Origin of the sequence: Herbaspirillum sp. SJZ099, from assembly GCF_007828355.1 — a bacterium.
Lineage (GTDB): Bacteria > Pseudomonadota > Gammaproteobacteria > Burkholderiales > Burkholderiaceae_D > Herbaspirillum.
The window spans coordinates 498,910-521,281 of record NZ_VIUO01000002.1 but is presented as its reverse complement, the minus strand read 5'-3'; the positions used below and the strand labels follow the sequence as shown (position 1 = coordinate 521,281).

General features: G+C 63.3%; 26 protein-coding genes. 9 read left to right on the top strand and 17 right to left on the bottom strand.

Annotated features, from left to right (window positions below; genetic code table 11):
* Nucleotides 1-144 precede the first annotated feature (144 nt).
* From ftsY to rpoH, 4 genes are all read left to right on the top strand, one after another.
* Nucleotides 145-1,290 carry a signal recognition particle-docking protein FtsY gene (gene ftsY / locus FB597_RS07420; protein ID WP_144768927.1) on the top strand — a complete coding sequence of 382 codons (1,146 nt, stop codon included), beginning with the start codon at nucleotides 145-147 and terminating at the stop codon, nucleotides 1,288-1,290.
* Between the two features lie 4 nt (nucleotides 1,291-1,294).
* Nucleotides 1,295-1,987 carry a cell division ATP-binding protein FtsE gene (locus FB597_RS07415; RefSeq protein WP_144768925.1) on the top strand — a complete coding sequence of 231 codons (693 nt, stop codon included), beginning with the start codon at nucleotides 1,295-1,297 and terminating at the stop codon, nucleotides 1,985-1,987.
* Nucleotides 1,984-2,907 carry a permease-like cell division protein FtsX gene (gene ftsX / locus FB597_RS07410; RefSeq protein ID WP_141913729.1) on the top strand — a complete coding sequence of 308 codons (924 nt, stop codon included), beginning with the start codon at nucleotides 1,984-1,986 and terminating at the stop codon, nucleotides 2,905-2,907. Before FB597_RS07415 ends, ftsX begins: the two co-directional genes overlap by 4 nt.
* 358 nt (nucleotides 2,908-3,265) lie before the next feature.
* Nucleotides 3,266-4,165, top strand: a complete 900-nt coding sequence (rpoH, locus tag FB597_RS07405; protein WP_141913730.1) for an RNA polymerase sigma factor RpoH — start codon at nucleotides 3,266-3,268, stop codon at nucleotides 4,163-4,165.
* A gap of 99 nt (nucleotides 4,166-4,264) precedes the next feature.
* On the opposite strand, the gene FB597_RS07400 is transcribed toward rpoH, so the two are convergent.
* Genes FB597_RS07400 through FB597_RS07380 form a run of 5 tightly spaced genes read right to left on the bottom strand, consistent with a single transcriptional unit; the run spans nucleotide 4,265 to nucleotide 8,280 of the window.
* Complete coding sequence (locus tag FB597_RS07400) at nucleotides 4,265-4,855, bottom strand: SCO family protein (protein WP_144768923.1); 591 nt, start codon at nucleotides 4,853-4,855, stop codon at nucleotides 4,265-4,267.
* A 4-nt stretch (nucleotides 4,856-4,859) separates the two neighbouring features.
* The gene (cyoE, locus tag FB597_RS07395) at nucleotides 4,860-5,753 is read right to left on the bottom strand and encodes a heme o synthase (protein WP_141913732.1); all 894 of its coding nucleotides are present in this window, start codon (nucleotides 5,751-5,753) and stop codon (nucleotides 4,860-4,862) included.
* Complete coding sequence (locus tag FB597_RS07390; protein ID WP_144768921.1) at nucleotides 5,750-6,892, bottom strand: heme A synthase; 1,143 nt, start codon at nucleotides 6,890-6,892, stop codon at nucleotides 5,750-5,752. Before FB597_RS07390 ends, cyoE begins: the two co-directional genes overlap by 4 nt.
* A 33-nt stretch (nucleotides 6,893-6,925) precedes the next feature.
* Nucleotides 6,926-7,552, bottom strand: a complete 627-nt coding sequence (locus tag FB597_RS07385) for a cytochrome C oxidase subunit I (protein ID WP_144768919.1) — start codon at nucleotides 7,550-7,552, stop codon at nucleotides 6,926-6,928.
* Nucleotides 7,549-8,280: an SURF1 family protein gene (locus tag FB597_RS07380; RefSeq protein WP_144768917.1), complete on the bottom strand. Its 732-nt coding sequence runs from the start codon at nucleotides 8,278-8,280 to the stop codon at nucleotides 7,549-7,551. The genes FB597_RS07385 and FB597_RS07380 overlap by 4 nt, the downstream gene beginning before the upstream one ends.
* Before the next feature lie 289 nt (nucleotides 8,281-8,569).
* On the opposite strand from FB597_RS07380, the gene FB597_RS07375 reads away from it, so the two are divergent.
* A complete protein-coding gene (locus tag FB597_RS07375; RefSeq protein ID WP_013236083.1) occupies nucleotides 8,570-8,770 on the top strand; it encodes a twin transmembrane helix small protein in 201 nt (66 codons plus the stop codon).
* Between the two features lie 59 nt (nucleotides 8,771-8,829).
* Here the strand turns inward: FB597_RS07375 and FB597_RS07370 are convergent, their stop codons facing one another.
* From FB597_RS07370 to FB597_RS07340, 8 genes are all read right to left on the bottom strand, one after another.
* A complete protein-coding gene (locus FB597_RS07370; protein WP_144768915.1) occupies nucleotides 8,830-9,690 on the bottom strand; it encodes a cytochrome c oxidase subunit 3 in 861 nt (286 codons plus the stop codon).
* Between the two features lie 101 nt (nucleotides 9,691-9,791).
* Nucleotides 9,792-10,019 carry a DUF2970 domain-containing protein gene (locus FB597_RS07365; RefSeq protein WP_141913737.1) on the bottom strand — a complete coding sequence of 76 codons (228 nt, stop codon included), beginning with the start codon at nucleotides 10,017-10,019 and terminating at the stop codon, nucleotides 9,792-9,794.
* A gap of 28 nt (nucleotides 10,020-10,047) precedes the next feature.
* Nucleotides 10,048-10,617 (bottom strand): cytochrome c oxidase assembly protein, encoded by a 570-nt coding sequence (locus FB597_RS07360; protein WP_141913738.1) that lies wholly within the window; start codon nucleotides 10,615-10,617, stop codon nucleotides 10,048-10,050.
* Entirely contained in the window at nucleotides 10,614-10,724 is a 111-nt protein-coding gene (locus tag FB597_RS20380) for a cytochrome oxidase small assembly protein (RefSeq protein ID WP_221292216.1), read from the bottom strand. The genes FB597_RS07360 and FB597_RS20380 overlap by 4 nt, the downstream gene beginning before the upstream one ends.
* Before the next feature lie 54 nt (nucleotides 10,725-10,778).
* Nucleotides 10,779-12,395 (bottom strand): cytochrome c oxidase subunit I, encoded by a 1,617-nt coding sequence (ctaD, locus tag FB597_RS07355; protein WP_141913739.1) that lies wholly within the window; start codon nucleotides 12,393-12,395, stop codon nucleotides 10,779-10,781.
* Between the two features lie 19 nt (nucleotides 12,396-12,414).
* Nucleotides 12,415-13,575 (bottom strand): cytochrome c oxidase subunit II, encoded by a 1,161-nt coding sequence (coxB, locus tag FB597_RS07350; protein WP_141913740.1) that lies wholly within the window; start codon nucleotides 13,573-13,575, stop codon nucleotides 12,415-12,417.
* 32 nt (nucleotides 13,576-13,607) lie between these two features.
* Nucleotides 13,608-14,069: a DUF2244 domain-containing protein gene (locus FB597_RS07345; RefSeq protein WP_141913741.1), complete on the bottom strand. Its 462-nt coding sequence runs from the start codon at nucleotides 14,067-14,069 to the stop codon at nucleotides 13,608-13,610.
* Between the two features lie 373 nt (nucleotides 14,070-14,442).
* Nucleotides 14,443-15,384, bottom strand: coding sequence for a methyltransferase domain-containing protein (locus FB597_RS07340; protein WP_144768913.1), 942 nt, complete (start codon nucleotides 15,382-15,384; stop codon nucleotides 14,443-14,445).
* Nucleotides 15,385-15,452: 68 nt separating this feature from the next.
* On the opposite strand from FB597_RS07340, the gene FB597_RS07335 reads away from it, so the two are divergent.
* Together FB597_RS07335 and FB597_RS07330 are read left to right on the top strand one after the other, a co-directional pair.
* The gene (locus tag FB597_RS07335; RefSeq protein WP_144768911.1) at nucleotides 15,453-16,289 is read left to right on the top strand and encodes a ComF family protein; all 837 of its coding nucleotides are present in this window, start codon (nucleotides 15,453-15,455) and stop codon (nucleotides 16,287-16,289) included.
* Nucleotides 16,290-16,336: 47 nt separating this feature from the next.
* Nucleotides 16,337-16,819, top strand: a complete 483-nt coding sequence (locus FB597_RS07330) for a tRNA (cytidine(34)-2'-O)-methyltransferase (protein ID WP_141913744.1) — start codon at nucleotides 16,337-16,339, stop codon at nucleotides 16,817-16,819.
* Nucleotides 16,820-17,098: 279 nt separating this feature from the next.
* Here the strand turns inward: FB597_RS07330 and FB597_RS07325 are convergent, their stop codons facing one another.
* The 4 genes from FB597_RS07325 to FB597_RS07310 form a co-directional block, all read right to left on the bottom strand.
* Complete coding sequence (locus FB597_RS07325; RefSeq protein WP_144768908.1) at nucleotides 17,099-17,893, bottom strand: ABC transporter ATP-binding protein; 795 nt, start codon at nucleotides 17,891-17,893, stop codon at nucleotides 17,099-17,101.
* A 1-nt stretch (nucleotide 17,894) separates the two neighbouring features.
* On the bottom strand, nucleotides 17,895-18,788 hold the full coding sequence (locus tag FB597_RS07320) for an ABC transporter permease (RefSeq protein WP_144768906.1): 894 nt from the start codon (nucleotides 18,786-18,788) through the stop codon (nucleotides 17,895-17,897).
* 116 nt (nucleotides 18,789-18,904) lie between these two features.
* Nucleotides 18,905-19,894, bottom strand: a complete 990-nt coding sequence (locus FB597_RS07315; protein ID WP_144769043.1) for an ABC transporter substrate-binding protein — start codon at nucleotides 19,892-19,894, stop codon at nucleotides 18,905-18,907.
* 148 nt (nucleotides 19,895-20,042) lie between these two features.
* Nucleotides 20,043-21,017, bottom strand: coding sequence for an ABC transporter substrate-binding protein (locus FB597_RS07310; protein ID WP_141913747.1), 975 nt, complete (start codon nucleotides 21,015-21,017; stop codon nucleotides 20,043-20,045).
* A 267-nt stretch (nucleotides 21,018-21,284) separates the two neighbouring features.
* On the opposite strand from FB597_RS07310, the gene FB597_RS07305 reads away from it, so the two are divergent.
* Nucleotides 21,285-21,698, top strand: a complete 414-nt coding sequence (locus FB597_RS07305; protein ID WP_255517101.1) for a DUF2946 family protein — start codon at nucleotides 21,285-21,287, stop codon at nucleotides 21,696-21,698.
* Nucleotides 21,699-21,795: 97 nt separating this feature from the next.
* Entirely contained in the window at nucleotides 21,796-22,308 is a 513-nt protein-coding gene (locus tag FB597_RS07300) for a copper chaperone PCu(A)C (RefSeq protein WP_144768904.1), read from the top strand.
* Nucleotides 22,309-22,372 lie beyond the last annotated feature (64 nt).

Below are 22,372 nucleotides of genomic sequence, written 5' to 3'. Positions count from 1 at the left end.
GATGGGCAATTGTAACCTGTCCCATGCGCTTGTCAGGGCATGTTCCGGCGCCTTCCTCGCAACCCGATCCGCCAGGATCGCCCTGCAGCGCCCCACACCGCTTGCGCCGCAGGCAATAACCAGACCGATTCCATTCCGCCACCGATGTTTAGTTTCTTCAAAAGAAAACCCAAGCCGCAAGCCGAGCCGGAAGTGCAGCCGGAAATCCAGCCGGCGGCCCCCGTCCAGCCTGAAACGCCAGCCACACCCTCTGTTGCCGTGCCGGCAACCCCGCCTGACGAGGCCGATCTGCCTCCGGCCCAGCCTGAGGCCGGCAACCTTGCCGAACCTGCCGCCGAGGACGCAGCCGAAGACATCGACATCGTCGAAGCTCCCCAGCCGACGCCGGAAGCCAAGCGCTCCTGGCTGTCGCGCCTGAAATCGGGCTTGTCCAAGACGTCCAGCAACCTGACCACGCTGTTTGTCGGCGCGCGCATCGACGACGACCTGTACGACGAGCTTGAGTCGGCGCTGCTGATGTCCGACGCCGGCGTCGAAGCCACCCAATGGCTGCTGGACGAACTGAAGAAAAAGGTCAAGACCGAGCGCCTGACCGACGCCGACCAGGTGCGCACCGCCTTGCGCGGCCTGCTGATCGATCTGCTGCAGCCGCTGCAGCGGCCGCTGGTGCTGGGCCGAGAACAGCCGCTGGTGATGATGATCGCCGGCGTCAACGGCGCCGGCAAGACCACCACCATCGGCAAGCTGGCCTTGCACCTGCAGGCTCACGGCCAGTCGGTGCTGCTGGCCGCCGGCGACACCTTCCGCGCCGCCGCGCGCGAGCAACTGGCGATCTGGGGCGAGCGCAACAATGTCAGCGTAATCGCCCAGGAGTCGGGCGACCCGGCCGCGGTCGCGTTCGATGCCGTACATTCGGCGCAGGCGCGCGGCACCAACGTAGTGATGGTCGATACCGCCGGCCGCCTGCCGACGCAATTGCACCTGATGGACGAGCTCAAGAAGATCAAGCGCGTGATCGCCAAGGGCATGGCCTCGGCGCCGCATGAAGTGCTGCTGGTGATCGACGGCAACACCGGACAGAACGCGCTGGCCCAGGTCAAGGCCTTCGACGATGCGCTGGGCCTGAGCGGGCTGGTGGTGACCAAGCTCGACGGCACCGCCAAGGGCGGCATCCTGGCCGCGATCGCCAAGACCCGGCCGGTGCCGCTGTATTTCATCGGCGTGGGCGAAAAGATCGAAGACCTGCAGCCCTTCAACGCCACCGATTTCGTCGACGCCCTCCTGAGCTGAATTGATGATTGAATTTTCCCGGGTATCCAAACAATATTCGCGCGAGGTCTATGCCTTGCGCGACATCTCGCTGTCGGTCGGCAAGGGCGAGCTGCTGTTCCTGGCCGGCCCGTCCGGCGCCGGCAAATCGACGCTGCTGAAGATGATCGCGGCGATCGAACGCCCGAGCGCGGGCAAACTGACCGTGAACGGCCAGGACATCGGCGCCATCAAGGGCTCCGGTCTGCCCTACCTGCGCCGCAACCTGGGCCTGATCTTCCAGCAGCAGCGCCTGCTGCTGGACCGCAACCTGCTGGCCAACGTGATGCTGCCGCTGATCGTCACCGGCGCCTCGCGCGCGGATGCCGAAAAGCGCGCGCGCGCGGCGCTGGACAAGGTCGACCTGCTGGACAAGGCGCAGTCCGAGCCGCAGGAACTGTCCGGCGGCGAGCAGCAGCGCGTGGCCATCGCCCGCGCCATCGTCAACCGCCCGCAGATCATCCTGGCCGACGAACCCACCGCCAACCTCGACCGCGCCAACGCCAACAAAGTGCTGGCCGCACTCAAGTCGTTCCACGGCGTGGGCGTGACCTGCCTGATCTCGACCCATGACGAGCAATACCTGACCGGCGCCGACCGCATCGTCTACCTGGACCGCGGCCGCATCGTCGATGGCTGGCACAACGGCGTGGCCAATCCGGTGGAGGTGTCGCCATGAACTGGCTGCGCCAACACCTCGCCGCCGCGGCCGACGCGCTGCGCCACCTGCTGCGCTCGCCGGGCAACTTCATCCTCAATGTGCTGGTGGTGTCGATCGCGCTGGCGCTGCCGTTTGCCGGCCTGTCGGCGCTGGAGAACGTGCGGCCGATTTCCGACCAGATGTCGGTCGAGCCCGAGATCAGCATCTTCATGAAGATGGATGCCAGCCGCGATGCCGCGCAGGCCATGGGCAAGACCATCGCCCAGGTGCTCAAGGACAGCGATACGGTGGGCCGCGTGGAATTCATCCCGCGCGAAAAGGCGTTCGATGCCATGAAGAACAAGAGCGGCCTGGCCGACGTGCTGGCCACGCTGGGCAGCAATCCGTTGCCGGACAGCTTCGTGCTGCGCCTGCCGGGCTTCCAGAACGCCATGGATGCCGGCCGGGTCGACGATATCGCGCAAAAGCTCACCAACCAGCCGGGCGTGGACACGGTGCAAATCGATTCGGCCTGGGTCAAGCGGCTGGCGGCGCTGCTGCGCATCCTGCGGCTGGTGCTGCTGTTCCTGGGCATCACGCTGGGTGCGGTAGTGGTGGCGGTGGTGTTCAACACCATCCGCCTGCAGGTGATGACGCAGCGCGAGGAAATCGAGGTCTCGCGCCTCCTCGGCGCCACCAACGCGTTCATCCATCGCCCGTTTTACTACACCGGCGCCTTGCTCGGCTTGTGTGCCGGAGCGGTGGCGCTGGGCCTGGTGATCGCCGCGCAGCAGCCGCTGAACGCGGCCATTCTGGATTTCGCCCACCTGTATGCATCCGAATTCCAGCTGGCGCTGCCCAGCGCCATGGCGATCTGCCTGCTGCTGGCAGTGAGCGCCCTGCTCGGCCTGTTCGGCGCGATGATGTCGGTGCGCAGGCACCTAGCGCGCATGCAGTAAAAGCAAGCATTCCCGCAATGCAATGGCCGCCGGCATCGCCAGCGGCCATTTTTCATTGGGGGCCTTGAAAAACGATCAAATACCCTTAGATTTAACTCTATCGTCTTGCAAAAATTGTTACAGGTTTTTGACTTTCTTTTTGACCTGCCGCAGCAACTTTCATCCCGGATGCCCTTCTAATATGCAGGGACGAAAGCAATGATTATCAAAACTGCAATAGGGCAGTTCTATCGGGGTCTTCCAAACTTGCAATTAGCACTCTCAATTGACGAGTGCTAAAATACCTTATCGAAATGCTCCAGTTTTAAAGCATTGCTTTAATCTACACGTCCCTCCGTTCAGGAAACAAGGAGAATCAATGAAATCAGCGTCTGCACAATCTGCACTTATGCCGGTCGAGTCGAATGCACTCGCGCTCGGTTTTTCCGGCAGCCTGGGCAACATCGACGCATACATTTCGGCAGTGAACCGCCTGCCCATGCTGACGCAGGAAGAAGAAGTCAAGCTGGCCCGCGACCTGCGCGAAAAGAACGATCTGGGCGCCGCCCAGAAAATGGTGCTGTCGCACCTGCGTCTGGTGGTGTCGATCGCCCGCGGCTATCTGGGCTACGGCCTGCCGCACGCCGACCTGATCCAGGAAGGCAACATCGGCCTGATGAAGGCGGTCAAGCGCTTCGACCCGGCGCAGAACGTGCGCCTGGTGTCTTACGCCATGCACTGGATCAAGGCCGAGATCCACGAGTACATCCTGAAGAACTGGCGCCTGGTCAAGGTGGCCACCACCAAGGCGCAGCGCAAGCTGTTCTTCAACCTGCGCAGCCACAAGGAAGGCCTGGATGCGATGTCGCCGGCCCAGGTCGAGGCGCTGGCCAAGACGCTGGACGTCAAGCGCGAAGAAGTGATCGAGATGGAAACGCGCCTGTCCGGCCGCGATATCGCGCTGGAGTCGCCGACCGATGACGATGACGACAAGTTCGCGCCGATCGCCTACCTGTCCTCGGAAAACACCGAGCCGACCCGCGTGATGGAAGCCAAGCGTTACGACCGCATGCAGTCGGAAGGCATCGAAGCCGCCCTGTCCAAGCTGGACGACCGCTCGCGCCGCATCGTGGAAGCCCGCTGGCTGGCCAACGACGATGGCTCCGGCGCCACCCTGCATGAGCTGGCCGACGAGTTCGGCGTATCCGCCGAGCGCATCCGCCAGATCGAAGCAGTGGCGCTGAAGAAGATGAAGACTTCGCTGCAGGCGTATTCGTAATCTCCACAAGCAAGGCAACAAAAAAGAAAGGCACCCTCGGGTGCCTTTCTTTTTATCGGTATGTATCGGGTTATCGGGTACGTATCGGTACTGTTTCGCTCAGGACAACAACAGCTTGAGATCGTGCGCCAGCATCTGCGGGTCCTGGCCGTGCTTGACGAACAGGCGGATGCGTCCTTGCGGGTCGAACACATAGCTGCCCGCGGTGTGGTCCATCGTATAGCTGCCCGGCTGCTTGCCCGGCACCTTCTGATAGAACACCTTGAATTCCTTGGCCACCTTTTCCGTCTGCGCCAGGTCGCCGCGCAGGCCGAGGAAACGCTTGTCGAACGCCGGCACATATTGCGACAGGATTTCCTGCGTGTCGCGCTCCGGATCGACGGTGACGAACAGCACCTGCACGCGGTCTGCATCCGGGCCGAGTTCCTTCATCACGTTGGCCATCTCGACCATGGTGGTCGGGCACACGTCCGGGCATTGGGTATAGCCGAAGAACATCACCACCGCCTTGCCCTTGAAGTCGGCAAGGGTGCGCGGCTTGCCGGTATGGTCGGTCAGCGCGAAGTCCTTGGCGTAATCCAGGCCGGTGACATCGGTGTTGTTGAACTTGAGTTCTGGCTTGGACTGGCCGCAAGCGACCAGCAAGGTAGCGCAGGCTGCCAGCAGCAGCGTGGAGAGGAATCGCGTCATCAGGTCAGAAGGTACGGAACAGGAAATAGTGGTCCACCAGCAGCACCGCGAACAGGATCGACAGGTAGACGATGGAGTAGGCAAATGCCTTGCGGGCGATCAGGTCGGTGTAGTGGCGGTAGATCTGCCACGAATGCCAGAAGAAGATGCCGCCCAGCACGATGGCGGTACCCAGGTAGATCAGGCCGCTCATTCCGATGGCGAAGGGCAGCATGCTGGTCGCCAGCAGCGCGATGGTGTACATCAGGATGTGGAACTTGGTCACGTCCATGCCATGCGTGATCGGCAGCATCGGCAGGCCGGACTTGGCGTAGTCGTCGCGGCGGTACATGGCCAGCGCCCAGAAGTGCGGCGGGGTCCAGATGAAGATGATCATCACCAGCACCCAGGCCTGCATCGGCACGTCGTTGGCGATCGCGGCCCAGCCCAGCGCCGGCGGCATGGCGCCGGCCAGGCCGCCGATCACGATGTTCTGCGGCGTGGCGGGCTTGAGGACGATGGTGTAGATGATGGCGTAGCCGACGAAGGTGGCGAAGGTCAGCCACATGGTCAGCGGATTGACCAGGTTGTAGAGCACCCACATGCCCAGGCCGCCGATGACGCCCGAGAATACCAGCGTCTGCGCCACGGTGATCTCGCCGCGCGCCAGCGGACGGCGGGCGGTGCGCGCCATGCGCGAATCGATTTCGCGTTCGACCAGGCAGTTGATCGCGAACGCGGCGCCGGCCAGCAGCCAGATGCCCACGGTACCGAACACCACCTTGTGCCAGTCCGGCAGCTCCGGGGTCGACAGGAACATGCCGATCACGGCGCAGAACACGGCCAGCTGCGTCACGCGCGGCTTGGTCAGGGCCCAGTACTGGGCGATGCGGTTGGGTTGGGCGGTCAGTGTGGTCATACAGAGCCTAGTGGCGCGGCAACGGCCGGCTGCGGATTAGCCTCGGCGATGCCGGCGGGAGCGTATCGAGTCTTGTAGTTTAACATGACCAGCAATATGACCAGCAGCGCGGCCCCGCCGTTGTGCACCACAGCAATGGCCAGCGGCCAGCTCAGGTAGATAGTCGCCAGGCCCGTGGCCAGTTGCAACCCCACGATGATCAGGAGCCAGCGGCCGCTCTTGCGCAGGCCCTCGTCGCGCAGCGCCTTGTGCGCCAGCCACACGACATACAAGATCACGACAAAGGCGAAACTGCGATGCACCCAGTGGATCGCCGTCAACGCCTGGAACGGCAGGAAGTCGCCGCCGGCCGTCATGCCCAGATGGCGCCACAGGGTGAAGCCATGTTCGAAATCCATATCCGGCACCAGCTTGCCGTTGCATAGCGGAAAGTCGGTGCAGGCCAGCGCCGCGTAATTGGTGCTGACCCAGCCGCCCAGCGCGATCTGCAGCGTCAGCAGCGCCAGCCCTAACGTGGCGGGCCACACCAGCGCCCGGGCGGCGGGCGTCACCGGCAGGTGCGGACTCTGGCGCGCGGCCAGCCAGACCAGCATGGCCAACAGCGTCAATCCCAGCAGCAGGTGGATGGTGACGATGACGGGTTGCAGCTTCATGGTCACGGTCCAGGCGCCGAAGGCGCCTTGCAGGCAGACAAAGCCCAGCAAGGCCGTCGGGAACCACGGGCGGTATTGGGATTCGGTTCCCTGCGACTTGATCCAGCGTCGCCAGGCCATCGCCATCAGCGCGATGATCAGCACGCCCACCGCCATGGCCAGATAGCGGTGTGTCATCTCGATCCAGGCCTTGCTCCAGGTCACCGGGCCGGTCGGCATGGCTTCCTGCGCGGCGTTGATATGCGCATGCGCCAGCAAAGGATTGGAATGGTTGTAGCAGCCCGGCCAGTCCGGGCAGCCCAGGCCGGAATCGGTGAGCCGCGTGAAGGCGCCGAACATGATCAGGTCGAAGGTGAAGAACAGCGTCACCCACACCAGCTTGCGGTACTTGTTGTCGAAGCCCTTGGCCCGCCATACCAGCGAGAGCGGAATCAAGGCCACCAGGAGGCCGGTCAGCCCCAATTCAATCAGCGTCGTTGCGTTCATCTTCTTTCAAACCTGCGCCGCGTCACGCCTGGCCTAGCCAATGGCCGAGGCGCGCAGCAGCTTGGAAATATCCTTCTTCATCTTGCCCGGATCCGGGTCCTTGGGGAAACGCATCATCAGATTGCCCAGCGGATCGATCAGGTAGATATGATCCTCGGCCGCGCCGCCCGCTTCCACCGGCAGCCAGGCCTTCAGCCTGGCGGCATCCACCCGCAGCATATCGGTGCCGTCGTATTCGCGGATGAGCATAGTCTCCACCGGCGCCTTGTCGGTCACCAGCCAGACGCGTTCGATGCGCTCCATGTCCTTGCCTTGCATCAGCCGCAGCTGGCGCATGGTGAACAGTTTGTTGCGGCAGGCGGCGGCACAGTCGGCGCTGTCCACCTGCAGCATGATCCACTTGCCCTTGTAATCCTCCAGCCCGGCGCGGTCGCCGTCGAGCGCGCTGCTGCCCAGGTCGGGAATCGGATACTGGCGCGGGTCGATCAGCGTGCCGTAATTGTTGCGGCTCTCCGGCTTGATCACGTAATAGGTGAAATACGAGGCGATCATCGGCGCCGCGCACACCAGCACCACCAGCAGCATCTTCCAGCGGCCGCGGCGGCGGCGCTTTTCATCGTCGGCGGCAGCGGCCGGCCGGCTTGCATCGAGGTTTGTCATTGCCTGTCGTTACCTTTGCGTCTCAATCCCGTGACAAGAAAAAATACCAGCGCCATCGCCGCCAGCGCATACCACTGCAAGGCATAGGCGCGGTGGCGATCGATGCCCAGCGCAGGCGCGGGCCAATCGCGCGCCAGTCCATCGTCGCCATCTGGCGGCGCGGCGCGTTGTTCCACCACCAGCGACGACAACGGCAAGCCGCTGGCCGCGGCCAGCGCGGCGATATCCAGGTTCTGCAGGATCGCGCCCGGCCTGGGCGCATCGGCCTGCCCCAGTTGCAGCACATGGCCGGCATCGCGGCGCAAGACGCCATCGATGCGCGTCAACCCGGCCGGCGTGGGCGGATGCGGCACCCTGACGCGATCGGCAACATCGCGCGGCGCCCAACCGCGCGCCACCATGACGACGCGCTGCGAACCCGCTATTTTAAACGGCGTCAGCACATGGAAGCCCACCGCGCCATCATGCGGACGATTTTCCAGGTAGACCGTCCACTGCGGCACGAACTCCCCCTCCAGCAGGACATGGCGGAATTCGCTGGCGCCAGCCTCGCTATCGGGCGGCAGCGCCTGCAAGGGCGCTTCCTTGGCGCGCGCTTCTATACGCTGCTGGATCGCCAGCTTCTCTTCGGCGCGATGGGTCTGCCATTGCCCGAGGGCGATGCCGGCGGCAGCGACCGTGATCGTGGCGCACAAGGGGATCCAGCGGAGTCGGAATCTGATTGGCATTAGCGCGTGTGATGACTTATTTCAGCGCCCGCGCCGCCCCGGCAACGGGCCGCATGCAAGGCGCGACGACGCGTCGTGGCGGCGCCACGGCAAGGAGGAGCAACGCAGCAGGCGGCCCGGAGGGTTCGGATGAGAAGCGCGCACCGCGCCTTGCACTGCATCCTTCTCTCATCTGAACGCGGGGGCTGAAATAAGTCATAACACGCTCTACAATGGACGAAAATATTTCAAACGGCCGCGCCGGCGATGCACCCCGGCGACGCGGCGGAGACACCGGGATTCTACCCTCATGAAAATCGTCGTCGCGATCGCGTTCATCCTCATCCTCGCCAGCCTGGCTTCCGCGCTGATCTTCCTCATGCGCGACAAGGGCAAGAGCAATCGCACGGTGCAGGCCCTGACCTTGCGCGTGGGCTTCTCGGTGGCGCTGTTCCTGTTCATCCTGCTGAGCTACAAGCTCGGATGGATACAGCCCACCGGCATACGCTGACCGCATGAAAAAGCCGCACACGGGTGCGGCTTTTTCACATCCTTGGGCCAGGAACAGGCTTACAGCCAGTACACCACAACGTACAGGCCCAGCCACACCACGTCCACAAAGTGCCAGTACCAGGCCGCGCCTTCGAAGGCGAAGTGGTTGGTCGGCGTGAAATGGCCGCGCAACAGGCGATACAGCACCACCGACAGCATGATCGCGCCCATGGTCACATGGAAGCCGTGGAAGCCGGTCAGCATGAAGAAGGTCGAACCATAGATGCCGGAGGTCAGCTTCAGGTTCAATTCGGTGTAGGCATGGATGTATTCATACGCCTGGAACCCCATGAACACCGCGCCCAGCAGGATCGTCAGGAACAGCCACACCGCCGTCTTCTGGCGGTGGCCGGCGCGCAACGCATGGTGCGAGATGGTCAGGGTCACGCCCGAACTCAGCAGCAGCAAGGTATTGATGGTCGGGATCGGGAACGGCCCCATGGTGGTGAAGCTCTCCACGGTGCCCGCCGGGCCGACGCCGCCCCAGTGCGCGGTGAAGTCGGGCCAGATCACCTTGTGGTCGAGGTCGGCCAGCCAGGGCATCGTGATGCTGCGCGCGTAGAACAATGCCCCGAAGAAGGCGGCGAAGAACATCACTTCCGAGAAAATGAACCAGCTCATGCTCCAGCGGTAGGAACGGTCGACGTGCTCGCCGTAGAGGCCGGACTCGGACTCCTTGATGGCGTCGCCGAACCAGTAATACAGCACCACCAGCACCATCAGGATGCCGAAGATATTGACATAGGGCGCCCATGCCGCGCCGTTGACCCATGCCGATGCGCCAGCCATCGTGATGAGCATCGATATGCCGGCCATCATCGGCCAGCGCGACGGCCCCGGAACGAAGTAGTGCGGCGCCTTGGCTTGTTGAGAACTCATTTCCATCTCCCGATACGAAATTCAGCTGACTCGTTGTTTCGTTGTTTTGAATGACCTGCGCCCGTTTCAGGCGCTGCCGGCCACTTGCCGTTGATTCATTGTCATGTCGCAGCCTGCGCCACCACCAGCTTCACGATCACCACCAGCACCGCCACGAAGATGGCCGCGCCGATCACGCCGGCCACCAGCACATGGACGGGATTGAGCCTGGCGGCATCGGACTCGTAGTCGCTCTTCTTGCGCACGCCGAAGAAGGACCAGAACACCGCCTTCATCGTCGCGCCGAACGACGCCTTGCGTTGCGATGCCTGTTTCAGATCCTCTGTCACTGCATGTCCTCCCGGCGCATCCGCCTGCTCAGCCTTGCGTCTTGTCCTTGCCGCCGATCTCGAAGAAGGTATACGAGAGCGTGATCGTCGTCACATCCTTGGGCAGCTTGGGATCGATGTAGAACACCACCGGCATCTGCTTGGCCTCGTTCGGCCCCAGCGTCTGCTGCGTGAAACAGAAGCACTCCACCTTCTTGAAGAAGGCCGCCGACTGCTGCGGCGCATAACTGGGGATCGCCTGGGCGTCCACATTGCGCGACTGCGTATTCACCACCTCGTAGGTCACCTGGGTCATCTCGCCAGGATGCACCTGCATGCTCGCCACCGTCGGCCGGAAACGCCACGGCCCTTGCGAATTGCCGTCGAACTCGATGGTGACCGTGCGCGACTTGTCGATCTGCGTATTGGCCGGCGCCTCCACCGTCACATCCTTGGGCGTCAGGAAATTGACGCCGGTCACCTCGCAGATCTTGCGGTACAGCGGGATCAGCGCGTAGCCGAAGCCGAACATCAGCACCGCCACCACTACCAGCTTGCGCAGCATCACGCGGTTCAAGCCGCGCTCCTGGCTCCCGCCTTGCGGATCGTTCTTGCTCATTTGGCGAACCAGATGCGGTTGACGAAGATGCCGACGAAGAAGGCCAGCGCCACCAGCCCCAGCAGCAGGCCAGTGCGCAGATTGTTCGGTTTCTTGCGATCAGACATGGGAATCCCGGGTTGGTCGGCGCACACCGGCATTGCCCGCGTGCGCCCGGCTCGTCACTTGAAAACAGGCGGCTCTTCGAACGTATGGAAAGGCGCCGGGCTGGGCACGGTCCACTCCAGGCCTTCCGCGCCTTCCCACGGTTTGGCTTCGGCCTGCTTGCCGCCCTTGATCGACGGGATCACCACCCAGAACAGGAAGTACACCTGGCTCAGGCCGAAACCGAAGGCGCCGATCGAGGCCAGCATGTTGAAATCGGTGAACTGCGCCGGGTAGTCGGCATAGCGTCGCGGCATGCCGGCCAGCCCGAGGAAGTGCATCGGGAAGAAGGTGATGTTGAAGGTGATCAGCGAAGCCCAGAAGTGGAACTTGCCGCGCCATTCGTTGTACATGTAACCGGTCCACTTCGGGCCCCAGTAGTAGTAGCCGGCGAACAGCGCGAACAGCGAACCGGCCACCAGCACGTAGTGGAAGTGCGCCACCACGTAGTAGGTATCCTGCATCTGGATGTCGATCGGCGTGACCGCCAGGATCAGGCCGGTGAAGCCGCCCATGGTGAACACGAAGATGAAGCCGACCGAAAACAGCATCGGCGTCTCGAAGGTCATCGAGCCGCGCCACATGGTGGCGATCCAGTTGAAGATCTTCACGCCGGTCGGCACCGCGATCAGCATGGTGGCGTACATGAAGAACAGCTGCGCGGTCACCGGCATGCCGGTGGTGAACATGTGGTGCGCCCAGACGATGAAGGATAAGATCGCGATAGAGGCGGTCGCGTACACCATCGAGGCGTAGCCGAACAGCGGCTTGCGCGCGAAGGCCGGGATGATCTGCGAGACGATGCCGAAGGCCGGCAAGATCATGATGTACACCTCGGGGTGGCCGAAGAACCAGAAGATGTGCTGGTACATCACCGGGTCGCCGCCGCCGGCGGCGTTGAAGAACGAGGTGCCGAAGTGGCGGTCGGTGAGCGTCATGGTGATGGCGCCTGCCAGCACCGGCATGACCGCGATCAGCAGGTAGGCGGTGATCAGCCAGGTCCAGCAGAACATCGGCATCTTCATCAGCGTCATGCCGGGCGCGCGCATGTTGAGGATGGTGACGATGATGTTGATCGAGCCCATGATCGAGGAAGCGCCCATGATGTGCATGGCGAAGATGGCCATGTCCATACCCGGGCCCATCTGGGTCGACAGCGGCGCGTACAGCGTCCAGCCCGCGGCGGTGGCCCCGCCCGGCGCCAGGAACGAACCCGCCAGCAGCAGCGCGGCCGGCGGCAGCAGCCAGAACGAGAAGTTGTTCATGCGCGCGAACGCCATGTCGGAGGCGCCGATCTGCAGCGGGATCATCCAGTTGGCGAAGCCGACGAAGGCCGGCATGATGGCGCCGAACACCATCACCAGGCCGTGCATGGTGGTCAACTGGTTGAAGAACTCGGGACGGAAGAACTGCAGGCCCGGATGGAACAGCTCGGCGCGGATCAGCAATGCCAGCACGCCGCCCGAGAGCAGCATGGTGAACGAGAACCACAGGTAGAGCGTGCCGATGTCCTTGTGGTTGGTGGCGAACAGCCAGCGGCGCCAGCCGTGCGGATGGTCGTGCGCGTGGTCGTGATGGTGGCCATGCGCGTGATCGTGGGAATGATCAGGGGTGTGATCAACGGTAGTGGTCATAGTCCTGCTCTCCAATCGATTACTTGCGGCCGGCCAGCACTTCTGCGGGCTGAACGATGTTTTCCTGCGCCTTGTTGGACCAGCTGTTGCGCGTATAGGTGATCACGGCGGCGATCTCGGTGTCGTTGAGCACGGTCTTCCAGGCCGGCATGGCGTTCTTGCCGTTCAACACCACATGGATCTGCTGCGCCCTGGGGCCGTTGACCACCGGGTCGCCGTCCAGCGGCGGGAAGGCGCCGGGCACGCCCTTGCCGTTGGCCTGGTGGCAGACCGCGCAATTGGCGGTATAGACCTTTTCGCCGCGCTGCTTGAGCTCGTCGATGGTCCAGGTCTTGTTCGGATCGTCGGCCTTGGCCGCCATTTCCTTCTTCTTTCCATCGACCCAGGTCTTGTAGTCGGCCTCGCTGACCACATTCACCACGATGGGCATGAAAGCATGGTCCTTGCCGCACAGCTCAACGCACTGGCCGCGATAGGTGCCGATCTTCTCGGCGCGGAACCAGGTGTCGCGCACGAAGCCGGGGATCGCATCCTGCTTGACGCCGAAGGCGGGAACCGTCCACGAGTGGATCACGTCATTGGCGGTGGTGACGATGCGCACCTTCTTGTTGACCGGCACCACGACCGGGTTATCCACTTCCAGCAGGTAGTTGTCGTTCTTCTTGATCGAAGCGTCGGTGACCTGCTCGCGCGGCGTGGCCAGGTTGGAGAGGAAGGAGATGCCTTCGCCCTCGCCCTTCAGGTAATCGTAGCCCCATTTCCATTGCATGCCGGTGACCTTGATGGTGAGGTCGGCATTGGAAGTATCCTTCATCGCCACCACCGTCTTGGTGGCCGGCAGCGCCATGCCGATGACGATCAGGAACGGCACCACGGTCCAGGCGATTTCCACCGTCGTGCTTTCATGGAAGGTGGATGCCTTGTGGCCAAGCGACTTGCGGTGCTTGAGGATGGAATAGAACATGACGCCGAACACCGCCACGAAGATCACCAGGCAGATGATCAGCATCAGGATGTGCAGGTCGTAGATTTGTTCGGCGATTTGGGTGACGGGCGGCTGGAAGTTCATTTGCCTTACTGCGGGTCCCCCTGGACTGTCCACCACTGCCTGGGACGGAATTGCCGCCGCCAGCAGCGATGCACCGAGGGTCAACGATTGAAGGCGCTTCGCATGTTTCATGGATTTCCTCAAAAGCCCAAAATTTATAAGAATTAGAATTTCGCCAACACGCCGATCCTTGCGGACAATTCGCGTTCCAGCTCGCGCGCGAACTCGCGTCGTTTCCATTCGCTCATAAAACGGCCTACTTCCACACGCATGCCGGAACACTCCAGCCCCACCAGCGACTGGCGGGAGACCGGGAAGGCGATGCGCGCGCGGCGCGGATCCAGCTTGATACGGCTTGCCTTGCCTGCCTGCGTCAATTCAACGACCAGGCAGTCGTCCAACAAAGCGACATATTCACAATCAGTTGCATGACGGGCGTACACCAGGAAGGCGATGCCGACCGCCGAAATCTCAACGACAGAAAAAATCAGGATGATCCAGGCGCCATGGACGGTGAATGCCAACGCGACCGCCAGCGATACGACACAGAGTATTGCAAAGACCCACGCCAACTGGCGCGGCGCAATCGAACAATTGCGCTTCAATATCCATTCCCGCGTCTCCATAGCACCTCGCCAGCATGATTGTCGGTCGAGCGTGTCTCTAAGTCGAACCGCTGAAGACCGCGTCGGCGCTGCATCGACGGGGCGGTTGCCGCCCTCCGCGACGCTCTGTGGCGCTGGTGCTGTCCGCATTGCGGCTCTTTATTTATTCTTAACCGTTTGAGTATAAGGGGTAACGCCGCCCGTGATCAAGCAAACCCACCCCCATGCCCCGGAACGTTTTTACCGAACTGCGCCAAACATGCCCTGCCGCCCGCTGTCCGGCTTGCAGACTGGCTTGCCGAGCCGGCACCCGATTCGGGCAGGGCGTAACGATACAACAACGATGGCCGATCCCAGATGGACTTTGGCAACTAAGCCTTATATGCCGCCGCCACTACTTCCTGGGCAAATCGAACCGGATGATACTTTCGCCGGATGCGGTCTGTTTCGGCACCGGCCGGAAGGCATGGCCGTACACCACCTCGAACGTCAGCGGAATCTTGCCGTCGCCATTGCGCATCACCTCGAAGGCCGCCAGCAGGCGCTGGCGCTGGCCGCGCGAGAGCAGCCCGCGGCGGCGCGTTTCCAGCGGGTTGCCGCCCCAGGCGCGCACGTCTTGCAACAGGCGTTGCGGCGTCTCGTAGGTCACGGTAATCGTTTCCATGTCCATCACCGGCGTGGAAAAGCCGGCATTGACCAGCATGTCGCCGAAGTCGTGCATGTCCACGAACGGCAGGGTATGCGGCGCCAGGTCGATGCTTTCGAAGGCGCTGCGCACTTCGCGCAGGGTATCCGGGCCGAAGCACGAAAACATCAGCAGGCCTTCCACCCGCAGCACGCGCCGCCATTCGGCGAACACGCGGTCGGGTTGCGGATGCCAGTGCAGCGCCAGGTTGGACCAGACCAGGTCGAGCGAATCGCGTCCCAACGGGAGTTGGGCGAAATCGGCGCACGCCAGCTCCGGCCCCTTGCCGCCGGCAGCGCCCAGCCACTTGTTGATGGAGCCGAACAGGCGGTCGACTGCCGACCGGGCGCCGCGCTGGTGCTCTGCCGCCACGCGCAGCATGCCGTAGGCGCCGTCCAGCCCGACCACCTGGGCCTCGGGATAACGTTTTTGCAGCATCGGCAGGTCGGCGCCCTCGCCGCAGCCGGCGTCGAGCACCTGGTTGGGGGCGATCTTCACCAGCGCCAGGCGCTCCTGCATGCGCCAGGACACCTCGCGGCGCAGGAAGTCGGATTCGGCCACCCGTTGCGGCTGGCCGAAGGTACGGCGCACCAGAGGCAAGTCGATCGGCGCGCTGAGTTTGGCGCTGGCGGATGGCGGACTGAGGGACATCGAATCGGGAAACAGGTGAGATAATGGCCGTAGTTTAGTCGAAATCCATTTTCCCCGGGCGCAACCCCATGGACGTCAAACCGCACAAACCCAGCAATGCGCCCGCCGCGCCCAGGACCACCGCCGCCAACAAGCGGGCGGCGCCGGCCAGGCCGCAGAAAGCCGGCTGGATGAAACGCATGCTGGCCCGCATGCCGCAATTGCTGCCCTCCTCCTGCGCCCTATGCGGCGACGCCGGGCGCGACACGCTGTGCGCGCCTTGCCGCCAGCGCTTCTTCACGCGCCAGCATCGGCGCTGCCTGCAGTGCGCGCTGCCGATGCCCGCCGCCGGCAAGGAATTGCGTTGCGGCGCCTGCCTCAAGAACAAGCCAGCCTTCGACGCCACCCTTGTCGCCACCGACTATTTCGCGCCGTCCGACCAACTGGTGCTGGCCCTGAAATTCGGCGGCGACCTGCGGCTGGCGCCGCTGCTGGCTGAACTGATCCGCAATGCCGCGCTGCGCGACCCGCTGCCGGGCGGCGATGCCCAGGCGCCGCTGCCGACCATGCTGGCGGCGGTTCCGCTGGGCCGCGTCCGCCTGCAGGAACGCGGTTTCAACCAGGCGCTGGAGATCGCCAAGCCGCTGTCCAGGCTGCTCGACATTCCATTGCATCCCTACCTGCTCGAACGCGTGAAAGAGACCCAGGCGCAGTCCGGCCTGCCGCTGGCGGCGCGCGGCCGCAACATCCGCAAGGCCTTCGTGGTGCCTTACGACGCCATGGACCATGTGCGCGGCCGCCACGTAGGCATCGTCGACGATGTCATGACCACCGGCGAGACCCTCAACGAGTTGGCCGCCACCCTCAAGCGCTTCGGCGCCAGGCGCGTGACCAACCTGGTTTTCGCGCGCACCCTGCCGGGCTAGGGCCAATTAACAGACCCTGGCCCGCATCGCATTTTCAGGAGATTTATTTGTTTCACGTCGTACTGGTCGAACCGGAGATCCCTCCCAATACCGGCAACATCATCCGCCTGTGCGCCAACACCGGCGCGCAACTGCACCTGGTCGAACCGCTCGGCTTCCCGCTCGACGACGCCAAGATGCGCCGCGCCGGGCTCGACTACCATGATTACGCAACCATGCAGGTGCATCCGGACTGGGACACCTTCCTGGAACGCCGCCGCGCCGATCCGCAATTCGATCCGGCGCGCATGTTCGCCATGACCACCCACGGCTCGACGCCGTTCGCCGGTCTCGCCTTCCGCCCGGGCGACACGTTCGTGTTCGGCTCGGAAACGCGCGGTCTGGCGCCGGCGCTGCGCGAGTCGTTCCCCGCCGCACAGCGCATCCGCCTGCCGATGCGGCCTGACAACCGCAGCCTCAATCTCTCCAACACCGTAGCGGTGGTGGTGTATGAAGCGTGGCGGCAGAACGGCTACGAGGGCGGGAGCTGATACATGCCCGCGCCCTGCGCAAGCAGGGGCGACAACAAACAAAAACGGCTCCCGAAGGAGTAATGTCGTTCAGTTAAGCCGTTCATGCATCTCTTCTCCCGTTCGGACTGAGTAGCGCCGAAGGCGCGTATCGAAGGCGAAAATGACGGCGATGCTTCGATACGCGCCTCCGGCGCTACTCAGCCTGAACGGGTTTCTATTGATTCATAAAAAATGCCGTTCAGCTCTTAACTGAACGGCATTACTCCCGCAGGAGCCGTTTTCGATGGTGCGATACGCTTAACCGAGCAACAAGGCATCGTCCGACAGTTTCTCGCCGCGCGTCTGCTCGAACATCTTGAGCAGGTCCGGCACGTCCAGCCCGGCGCGCTCCTTGCCCGACACGTCCAGCACCACCTTGCCCTGGTGCAGCATCACGGTGCGGTCGCCATAGTCCAGCGCCTGGCGCATGCTGTGGGTCACCATCATCGTGGTCAGCTTGTTCTCGGTCACGATCTTGGCTGTCAGCTCCAGGACGAAAGCGGCGGTCTTGGGATCGAGCGCGGCGGTATGTTCATCCAGCAGCAAAATGCGCGAAGGCTGCAGCGACGCCATCAACAGGCTGACCGCCTGGCGCTGGCCGCCGGACAGCAGGCCGATGCGGTCGGCCAGGCGATTTTCCAACCCCAGGTTCAGGATCGCCAGCTTCTCGCGGAACAGCTCGCGCATCTTGCCGCGAATAGCGAAATGGAAACCGCGGCGGCGACCGCGCGCCATCGCCAGCGCCATGTTTTCTTCGATGGTCAATGCCTCGCAGGTGCCGGCCATCGGATCCTGGAACACCCGCGCCACCATGCCGGCGCGATCCCACGCCTGCTTGCGGGTGACGTCGGTGCCATCGATTTCAATCGTGCCCGAATCCATCAGCAAATCGCCCGAGATGGCATTCAGAAAAGTCGACTTGCCCGCGCCGTTGGAACCGATCACGGCCACGAACTGGCCGGTCGGGATTTCCAGCGAGAGACCGCGCAGCGCCGGGTTTTCGATCGGCGTGCCGGGATTGAAGGTGATCTTGAGATCGCTTGCTTTCAACATCTCAGGCCCCCTTCATCAACAGTTTCAGCTTGCGCTTGCCCATCGGCAGCACCAGCGCCAGCATCACCAGCACCGCGGTCACCAGGTTCAGGTCCTGCGCCTGCAGGCCGATGAAGTCGCTGTTCAAGGCCAGCGCGATGAAGAAACGATAGAGGATGGCGCCCAGGATCACCGCCAGCGTGGTCCACACCAGGCGGCGCGCCGGCAGGATGTTCTCGCCGATGATCACGGCCGCCAGGCCGATGACGATGGTGCCGATGCCCATGGAAATGTCGGAGCCGCCCTGGGTCTGCGCAAACAGCGCGCCGGCCAGCGCCACCAGGGAGTTGGCCAGGGCCATGCCGGCCAGCGTGGCGGTGCCGGTAGCGATGCCCTGGGCGCGCGCCATGCGGGCATTGGCGCCGGTGGCGCGCATGGCCAGGCCGATTTCTGAAGAGAAGAACCAATCCAGCAGCAGCTTGACCACGACCACCACCACCAGCAGGATCAGCGGACGGCCGACATAGTCGGGGATCCAGTCGGGCTGCAGGATGGTAAAGATGGTCGACTCGGAAATCAGCGGCACGTTGGGCTTGCCCATCACGCGCAAGTTGATCGAATACAGCGCGATCATCATCAGGATACTGGCCAGCAGATCCATGATCTTGAGCCGCACATTCAACCAGGCGGTGGTGAAGCCGGCCAGTGCGCCGGCCAGGATGGCGACGCCGGTCGACAGGAAAGGATCATAGCCGGCCGCGATCATGGTGGCGGCCACGGCGCCGCCCAGCGGAAAACTGCCGTCGACGGTCAAGTCGGGGAAAGTGAGAATGCGGAAGGAAATCAGCACTCCGAGGGCCACGAGGCTGAAAATCAGGCCGATTTCCAGTGCGCCCAACAGCGTATACAGCGACATAAAAGGTCTTTCTTAAAAAACACATTCGGCATTGGCGTGATACGCCAGTGCCGAATGTCTTCTGCGTTCCACGAAGCGCCGCAGGGATGGCGCGGCGCCTCGCGGTGCCGTGCAGATCAGTTCAATACCTTGGTCGCCGACTTCAGGAACTCCGGCGACAGGGTCACCCCCTGCTTTTGCGCTGCCGAGGTATTAACGTACAGCTCGAGGTTCTTGCTGGTCGACGAAGCGATATCGCCCGGCTTCTCGCCCTTCAGGATGCGCCCCACCATCTTGCCGGTCTGGCGGCCCAGGTCGTAGAAGTTCACCCCCAGCGCCGCCACGGCGCCGCGCTTGACGCTGCCGGTATCGGAAGCGATCAGCGGGATCCTGGCGTCGTTGCAGACCTTGGCCAGCGATTCGAAGACCGAGACCACGTTGTTGTCGGTGGTGGTGTACATCACGTCGATCTTGCCGATCAGGCTCTTGGCAGCCGGGGCCACGTCAACCGAGCGCGGCGCGGCAGCCTCGACCAGGGTCATGCCCTGCTTCTGCAGCTCGCCCTTGATGTTGTTCAGCGCCGACACGGAATTGGCTTCGCCCGGATTGTAAACGATCCCGACGCGCTTGGCGTTGGGCGCCACGCGCTTGATGATCTCGACCTGCGGGACCGGATCGAGCATGTGCGACATGCCGGTCACGTTGGTGCCGGATGGCTTCCAGTCCTTGACCAACTGGGCCGCCATCGGGTCGGCGATGGCCGAATAGACGATCGGGATGGTCTTGGTCGCGGCCACCATCGGCTGCGCCGACGGGGTGCCGATCACGACGATGGCATCAGGATTGTCGCCGACGAACTTCTTGGCGATCTGGCCGGCGGTTCCGGCATTGCCCTGGGCGCTCTGGAAATCCCATTTCAGGTTCTTGCCCGGCTCGAAGCCTTCGGCGATGAGTTCATCCTTGGTGCCATCGCGCACGGCATCCAGCGCCGGGTGCTCGACATAGGAAGTCACGGCGACCACCTTATCGGCCGCCAGCGCGGAAGCGCAGACGGCACTGATGGCCAGCGCGCCGGCAATGGCGCGCAATGATTTGTTTAATGCAAACACAGTCCACTCCTCTTTCATGGCGGTCGGCGCCTGGGCAGCCGCGCTGCCTGGCCCGTTATTCATATATGACGATAAAACGATGTACAGATGGCGACTTGCCCCCAAATAAAACGATCCCGCTCGATAGCGGGATCGTTTTATCGGAGGCGTCAGGTGCTACTTTAACTTATTGCTTGATGACGGTCTTGGCCGAGCTCACCAGTTCCGGCGACAGGGTCACGCCCTGCTTTTGCGCCGCGGCCGTATTGACGAACAGTTCCAGCTTGCTGCTGGTGGCCGAAGCGATGTCGCCCGGCTTGTCGCCCTTGAGGATACGCGCCACGACCTTGCCGGTCTGGCGGCCCAGGTCGTAGTAGTTCACGCCCAGGGCGGCGATGGCGCCGCGCTTGACGCTGTCGGTATCGGAAGCGACCAGCGGGATCTTGGCGTCGTTGCCGACCTTGACCAGCGATTCGTAAGCCGAGACCACGTTGTTGTCGGTATTGGTGTAGATCACATCGACCTTGCCGATCAGGCTCTTGGCGGCGGTGCCGACGTCAACCGAACGCGGCGCGGCGGCTTCGACCAGGGTCATGCCGGACTTGGTCAGCAGCTCCTTGAGCGCCTTGACCACCACTGCCGAATTGGCTTCGCCCGGGTTGTAGACCATGCCCACGCGCTTGGCATTGGGCACCACGCGCTTGATCAGGTCGACCTGCTTGTCCAGCTCCAGCACATCGGATACGCCCGTGACATTGGTGCCGGATGCCTTCCAGTCCTTCACCAGTTGCGCGGCGACCGGGTCGGTCACGCCGGAGTAGACCACCGGGATGGTCTTGGTGGCGGACACCAGCGCCTGGGCCGACGGCGTGGCGATGGCCACCACCACGTCAGGCTTGTCGCCCACGAACTTGCGGGCGATCTGGGCGGCGGTGCCGGTGTTGCCCTGGGCGCTCTGGTAATCCCACTTCAGGTTCTTGCCGGCTTCGAAGCCTTCATCCTTCAACTCATCCTTGACGCCATCGCGGATCGCGTCCAGCGCCGGGTGTTCGACGATGGCGGTCACCGAAACCGCCTTGTCCGCCGCCATGGCGGGGGCCGCGCAAACTGCCGCCAGGGACAATGCGCCGACCAGGGCGCGCAGTTTAGTGTGATAGGACATGAAGTCTCCCTTCAGGAATTGTTTGGAATACGCGAAAAGACGCTAAGTCTAGCCTAGCGCACCTCAACAATCAATTTGCGCAGCGCCATTCCTGCCGCCCGCCGTACGGGCCTGAAACGCCCGCCCGGGAAACCGGGAGACATCGCAGGTTGCCATCTCGACACGCGGCGTATCGATACCGTTATCGATACCGTTATCGCGGCTCGCATTCCCGCCTCGCGCCCGGCCGGACGAACTTGCTGCGGCCAGTTGCTATAATTCCCCGTCATGCCTTCACGCCCGCCAGCCTCGCATTCCCCCGCAGCACGCCGCCCCAAGCAGCACGCCGTGCTGCCGTTCTGGCGGCGCGCCTTGCTGCATCTGGGGCTGGTCTTGTCCATGGCCGCCGGCCCCTGGCTGCAGCCGGCCTTGGCGCAGGCGCCGCAAGACATTCCCGCCATGGCGATCTGCAGCGTGGCCAACACCGGCGGGGCGGGCAATGCCGGCGGCACGCCGGCGCATGCCGCCGCCCATTGCCAGCTATGCTGCGGCAACCAGACGCCCTATCCCTTGCCTGCGGCCGACTTGCCCGGAACCGCCGCCTCCGGCATCAGCTATCCTGTGGCGCGGGCATGGCAGGCCGGCTTTGCGCCCAGCCTGGCGCCGGGCGCAAAGCGCGCCAGGGCCCCGCCTGCGGCCTGACCCCCTTCGAAAACGCAGCAAAAACAGGCCGGATGAAATGCGCGCGGCATAGGTTCCGCGCGCTCCCGGCGCCAACACCTCCAAAGGACGCACTCATATGAAGCAATTCTTCCAACGCGCCGCCGGCATTGCCGCCGCCGCAGCCCTCCTCGCCGCCGCACCGCTGGTGCAGGCACATGAATACAAGCTGGGACAACTGGAAATCGGCCATCCCTACGCGCGCGCCACCGTTCCCGGCCAGCCGGCTGGCGGCGCCTATTTCAGCATCGAAAACAAAGGGGCGGCGTCGGACAAGCTGGTCGCCCTGTCGTCGCCGGTCGCCAAATCGACTGAAATCCATACGATGGCGATGGAAGGCAACCTGATGAAGATGCGTGAAGTCGATGGCGGCCTGGAAATCAAACCCGGCCAGAAGATCGCCATGCAGCCGGGCAACGGTTACCACATCATGCTGATGGGCTTGTCCAAACCGCTCAAGGCCGGCGACAAAGTGCCGCTGAGCCTGACCTTCGAAAAGGCCGGCAAGGTGGATGTCACGCTCAATGTGGAAGACCCGGCGGCCGCCTCGGGCGCGGGCAAGGATGACATGAAGGGCCACATGCACCACTGACCCCGCTGCCCCCACTGCCTCGTCAAGCGCCGAGCAGAAACGACAAGGCCGGCAGGTGCGTTTG

Coding starts and splice junctions, on each gene's coding strand:
- FB597_RS07340 (WP_144768913.1), bottom strand. CDS start 15,384: ATGTCCCTCAGTCCGCCATCCGCCAGCGCCAAACTCAGCGCGCCGATC.
- FB597_RS20380 (WP_221292216.1), bottom strand. CDS start 10,724: ATGTCTGATCGCAAGAAACCGAACAATCTGCGCACTGGCCTGCTGCTG.
- ctaD (WP_141913739.1), bottom strand. CDS start 12,395: ATGACCACTACCGTTGATCACACCCCTGATCATTCCCACGATCACGCG.
- FB597_RS07415 (WP_144768925.1), top strand. CDS start 1,295: ATGATTGAATTTTCCCGGGTATCCAAACAATATTCGCGCGAGGTCTAT.
- FB597_RS07335 (WP_144768911.1), top strand. CDS start 15,453: ATGGACGTCAAACCGCACAAACCCAGCAATGCGCCCGCCGCGCCCAGG.
- FB597_RS07310 (WP_141913747.1), bottom strand. CDS start 21,017: ATGTCCTATCACACTAAACTGCGCGCCCTGGTCGGCGCATTGTCCCTG.
- FB597_RS07390 (WP_144768921.1), bottom strand. CDS start 6,892: ATGAACGCAACGACGCTGATTGAATTGGGGCTGACCGGCCTCCTGGTG.
- FB597_RS07325 (WP_144768908.1), bottom strand. CDS start 17,893: ATGTTGAAAGCAAGCGATCTCAAGATCACCTTCAATCCCGGCACGCCG.
- ftsX (WP_141913729.1), top strand. CDS start 1,984: ATGAACTGGCTGCGCCAACACCTCGCCGCCGCGGCCGACGCGCTGCGC.
- FB597_RS07320 (WP_144768906.1), bottom strand. CDS start 18,788: ATGTCGCTGTATACGCTGTTGGGCGCACTGGAAATCGGCCTGATTTTC.
- coxB (WP_141913740.1), bottom strand. CDS start 13,575: ATGAAACATGCGAAGCGCCTTCAATCGTTGACCCTCGGTGCATCGCTG.
- FB597_RS07300 (WP_144768904.1), top strand. CDS start 21,796: ATGAAGCAATTCTTCCAACGCGCCGCCGGCATTGCCGCCGCCGCAGCC.
- FB597_RS07400 (WP_144768923.1), bottom strand. CDS start 4,855: ATGACGCGATTCCTCTCCACGCTGCTGCTGGCAGCCTGCGCTACCTTG.
- FB597_RS07315 (WP_144769043.1), bottom strand. CDS start 19,894: ATGAAAGAGGAGTGGACTGTGTTTGCATTAAACAAATCATTGCGCGCC.
- FB597_RS07345 (WP_141913741.1), bottom strand. CDS start 14,069: ATGGAGACGCGGGAATGGATATTGAAGCGCAATTGTTCGATTGCGCCG.
- cyoE (WP_141913732.1), bottom strand. CDS start 5,753: ATGACCACACTGACCGCCCAACCCAACCGCATCGCCCAGTACTGGGCC.
- FB597_RS07385 (WP_144768919.1), bottom strand. CDS start 7,552: ATGACAAACCTCGATGCAAGCCGGCCGGCCGCTGCCGCCGACGATGAA.
- FB597_RS07305 (WP_255517101.1), top strand. CDS start 21,285: ATGCCTTCACGCCCGCCAGCCTCGCATTCCCCCGCAGCACGCCGCCCC.
- ftsY (WP_144768927.1), top strand. CDS start 145: ATGTTTAGTTTCTTCAAAAGAAAACCCAAGCCGCAAGCCGAGCCGGAA.
- FB597_RS07375 (WP_013236083.1), top strand. CDS start 8,570: ATGAAAATCGTCGTCGCGATCGCGTTCATCCTCATCCTCGCCAGCCTG.
- FB597_RS07370 (WP_144768915.1), bottom strand. CDS start 9,690: ATGAGTTCTCAACAAGCCAAGGCGCCGCACTACTTCGTTCCGGGGCCG.
- rpoH (WP_141913730.1), top strand. CDS start 3,266: ATGAAATCAGCGTCTGCACAATCTGCACTTATGCCGGTCGAGTCGAAT.
- FB597_RS07380 (WP_144768917.1), bottom strand. CDS start 8,280: ATGCCAATCAGATTCCGACTCCGCTGGATCCCCTTGTGCGCCACGATC.
- FB597_RS07360 (WP_141913738.1), bottom strand. CDS start 10,617: ATGAGCAAGAACGATCCGCAAGGCGGGAGCCAGGAGCGCGGCTTGAAC.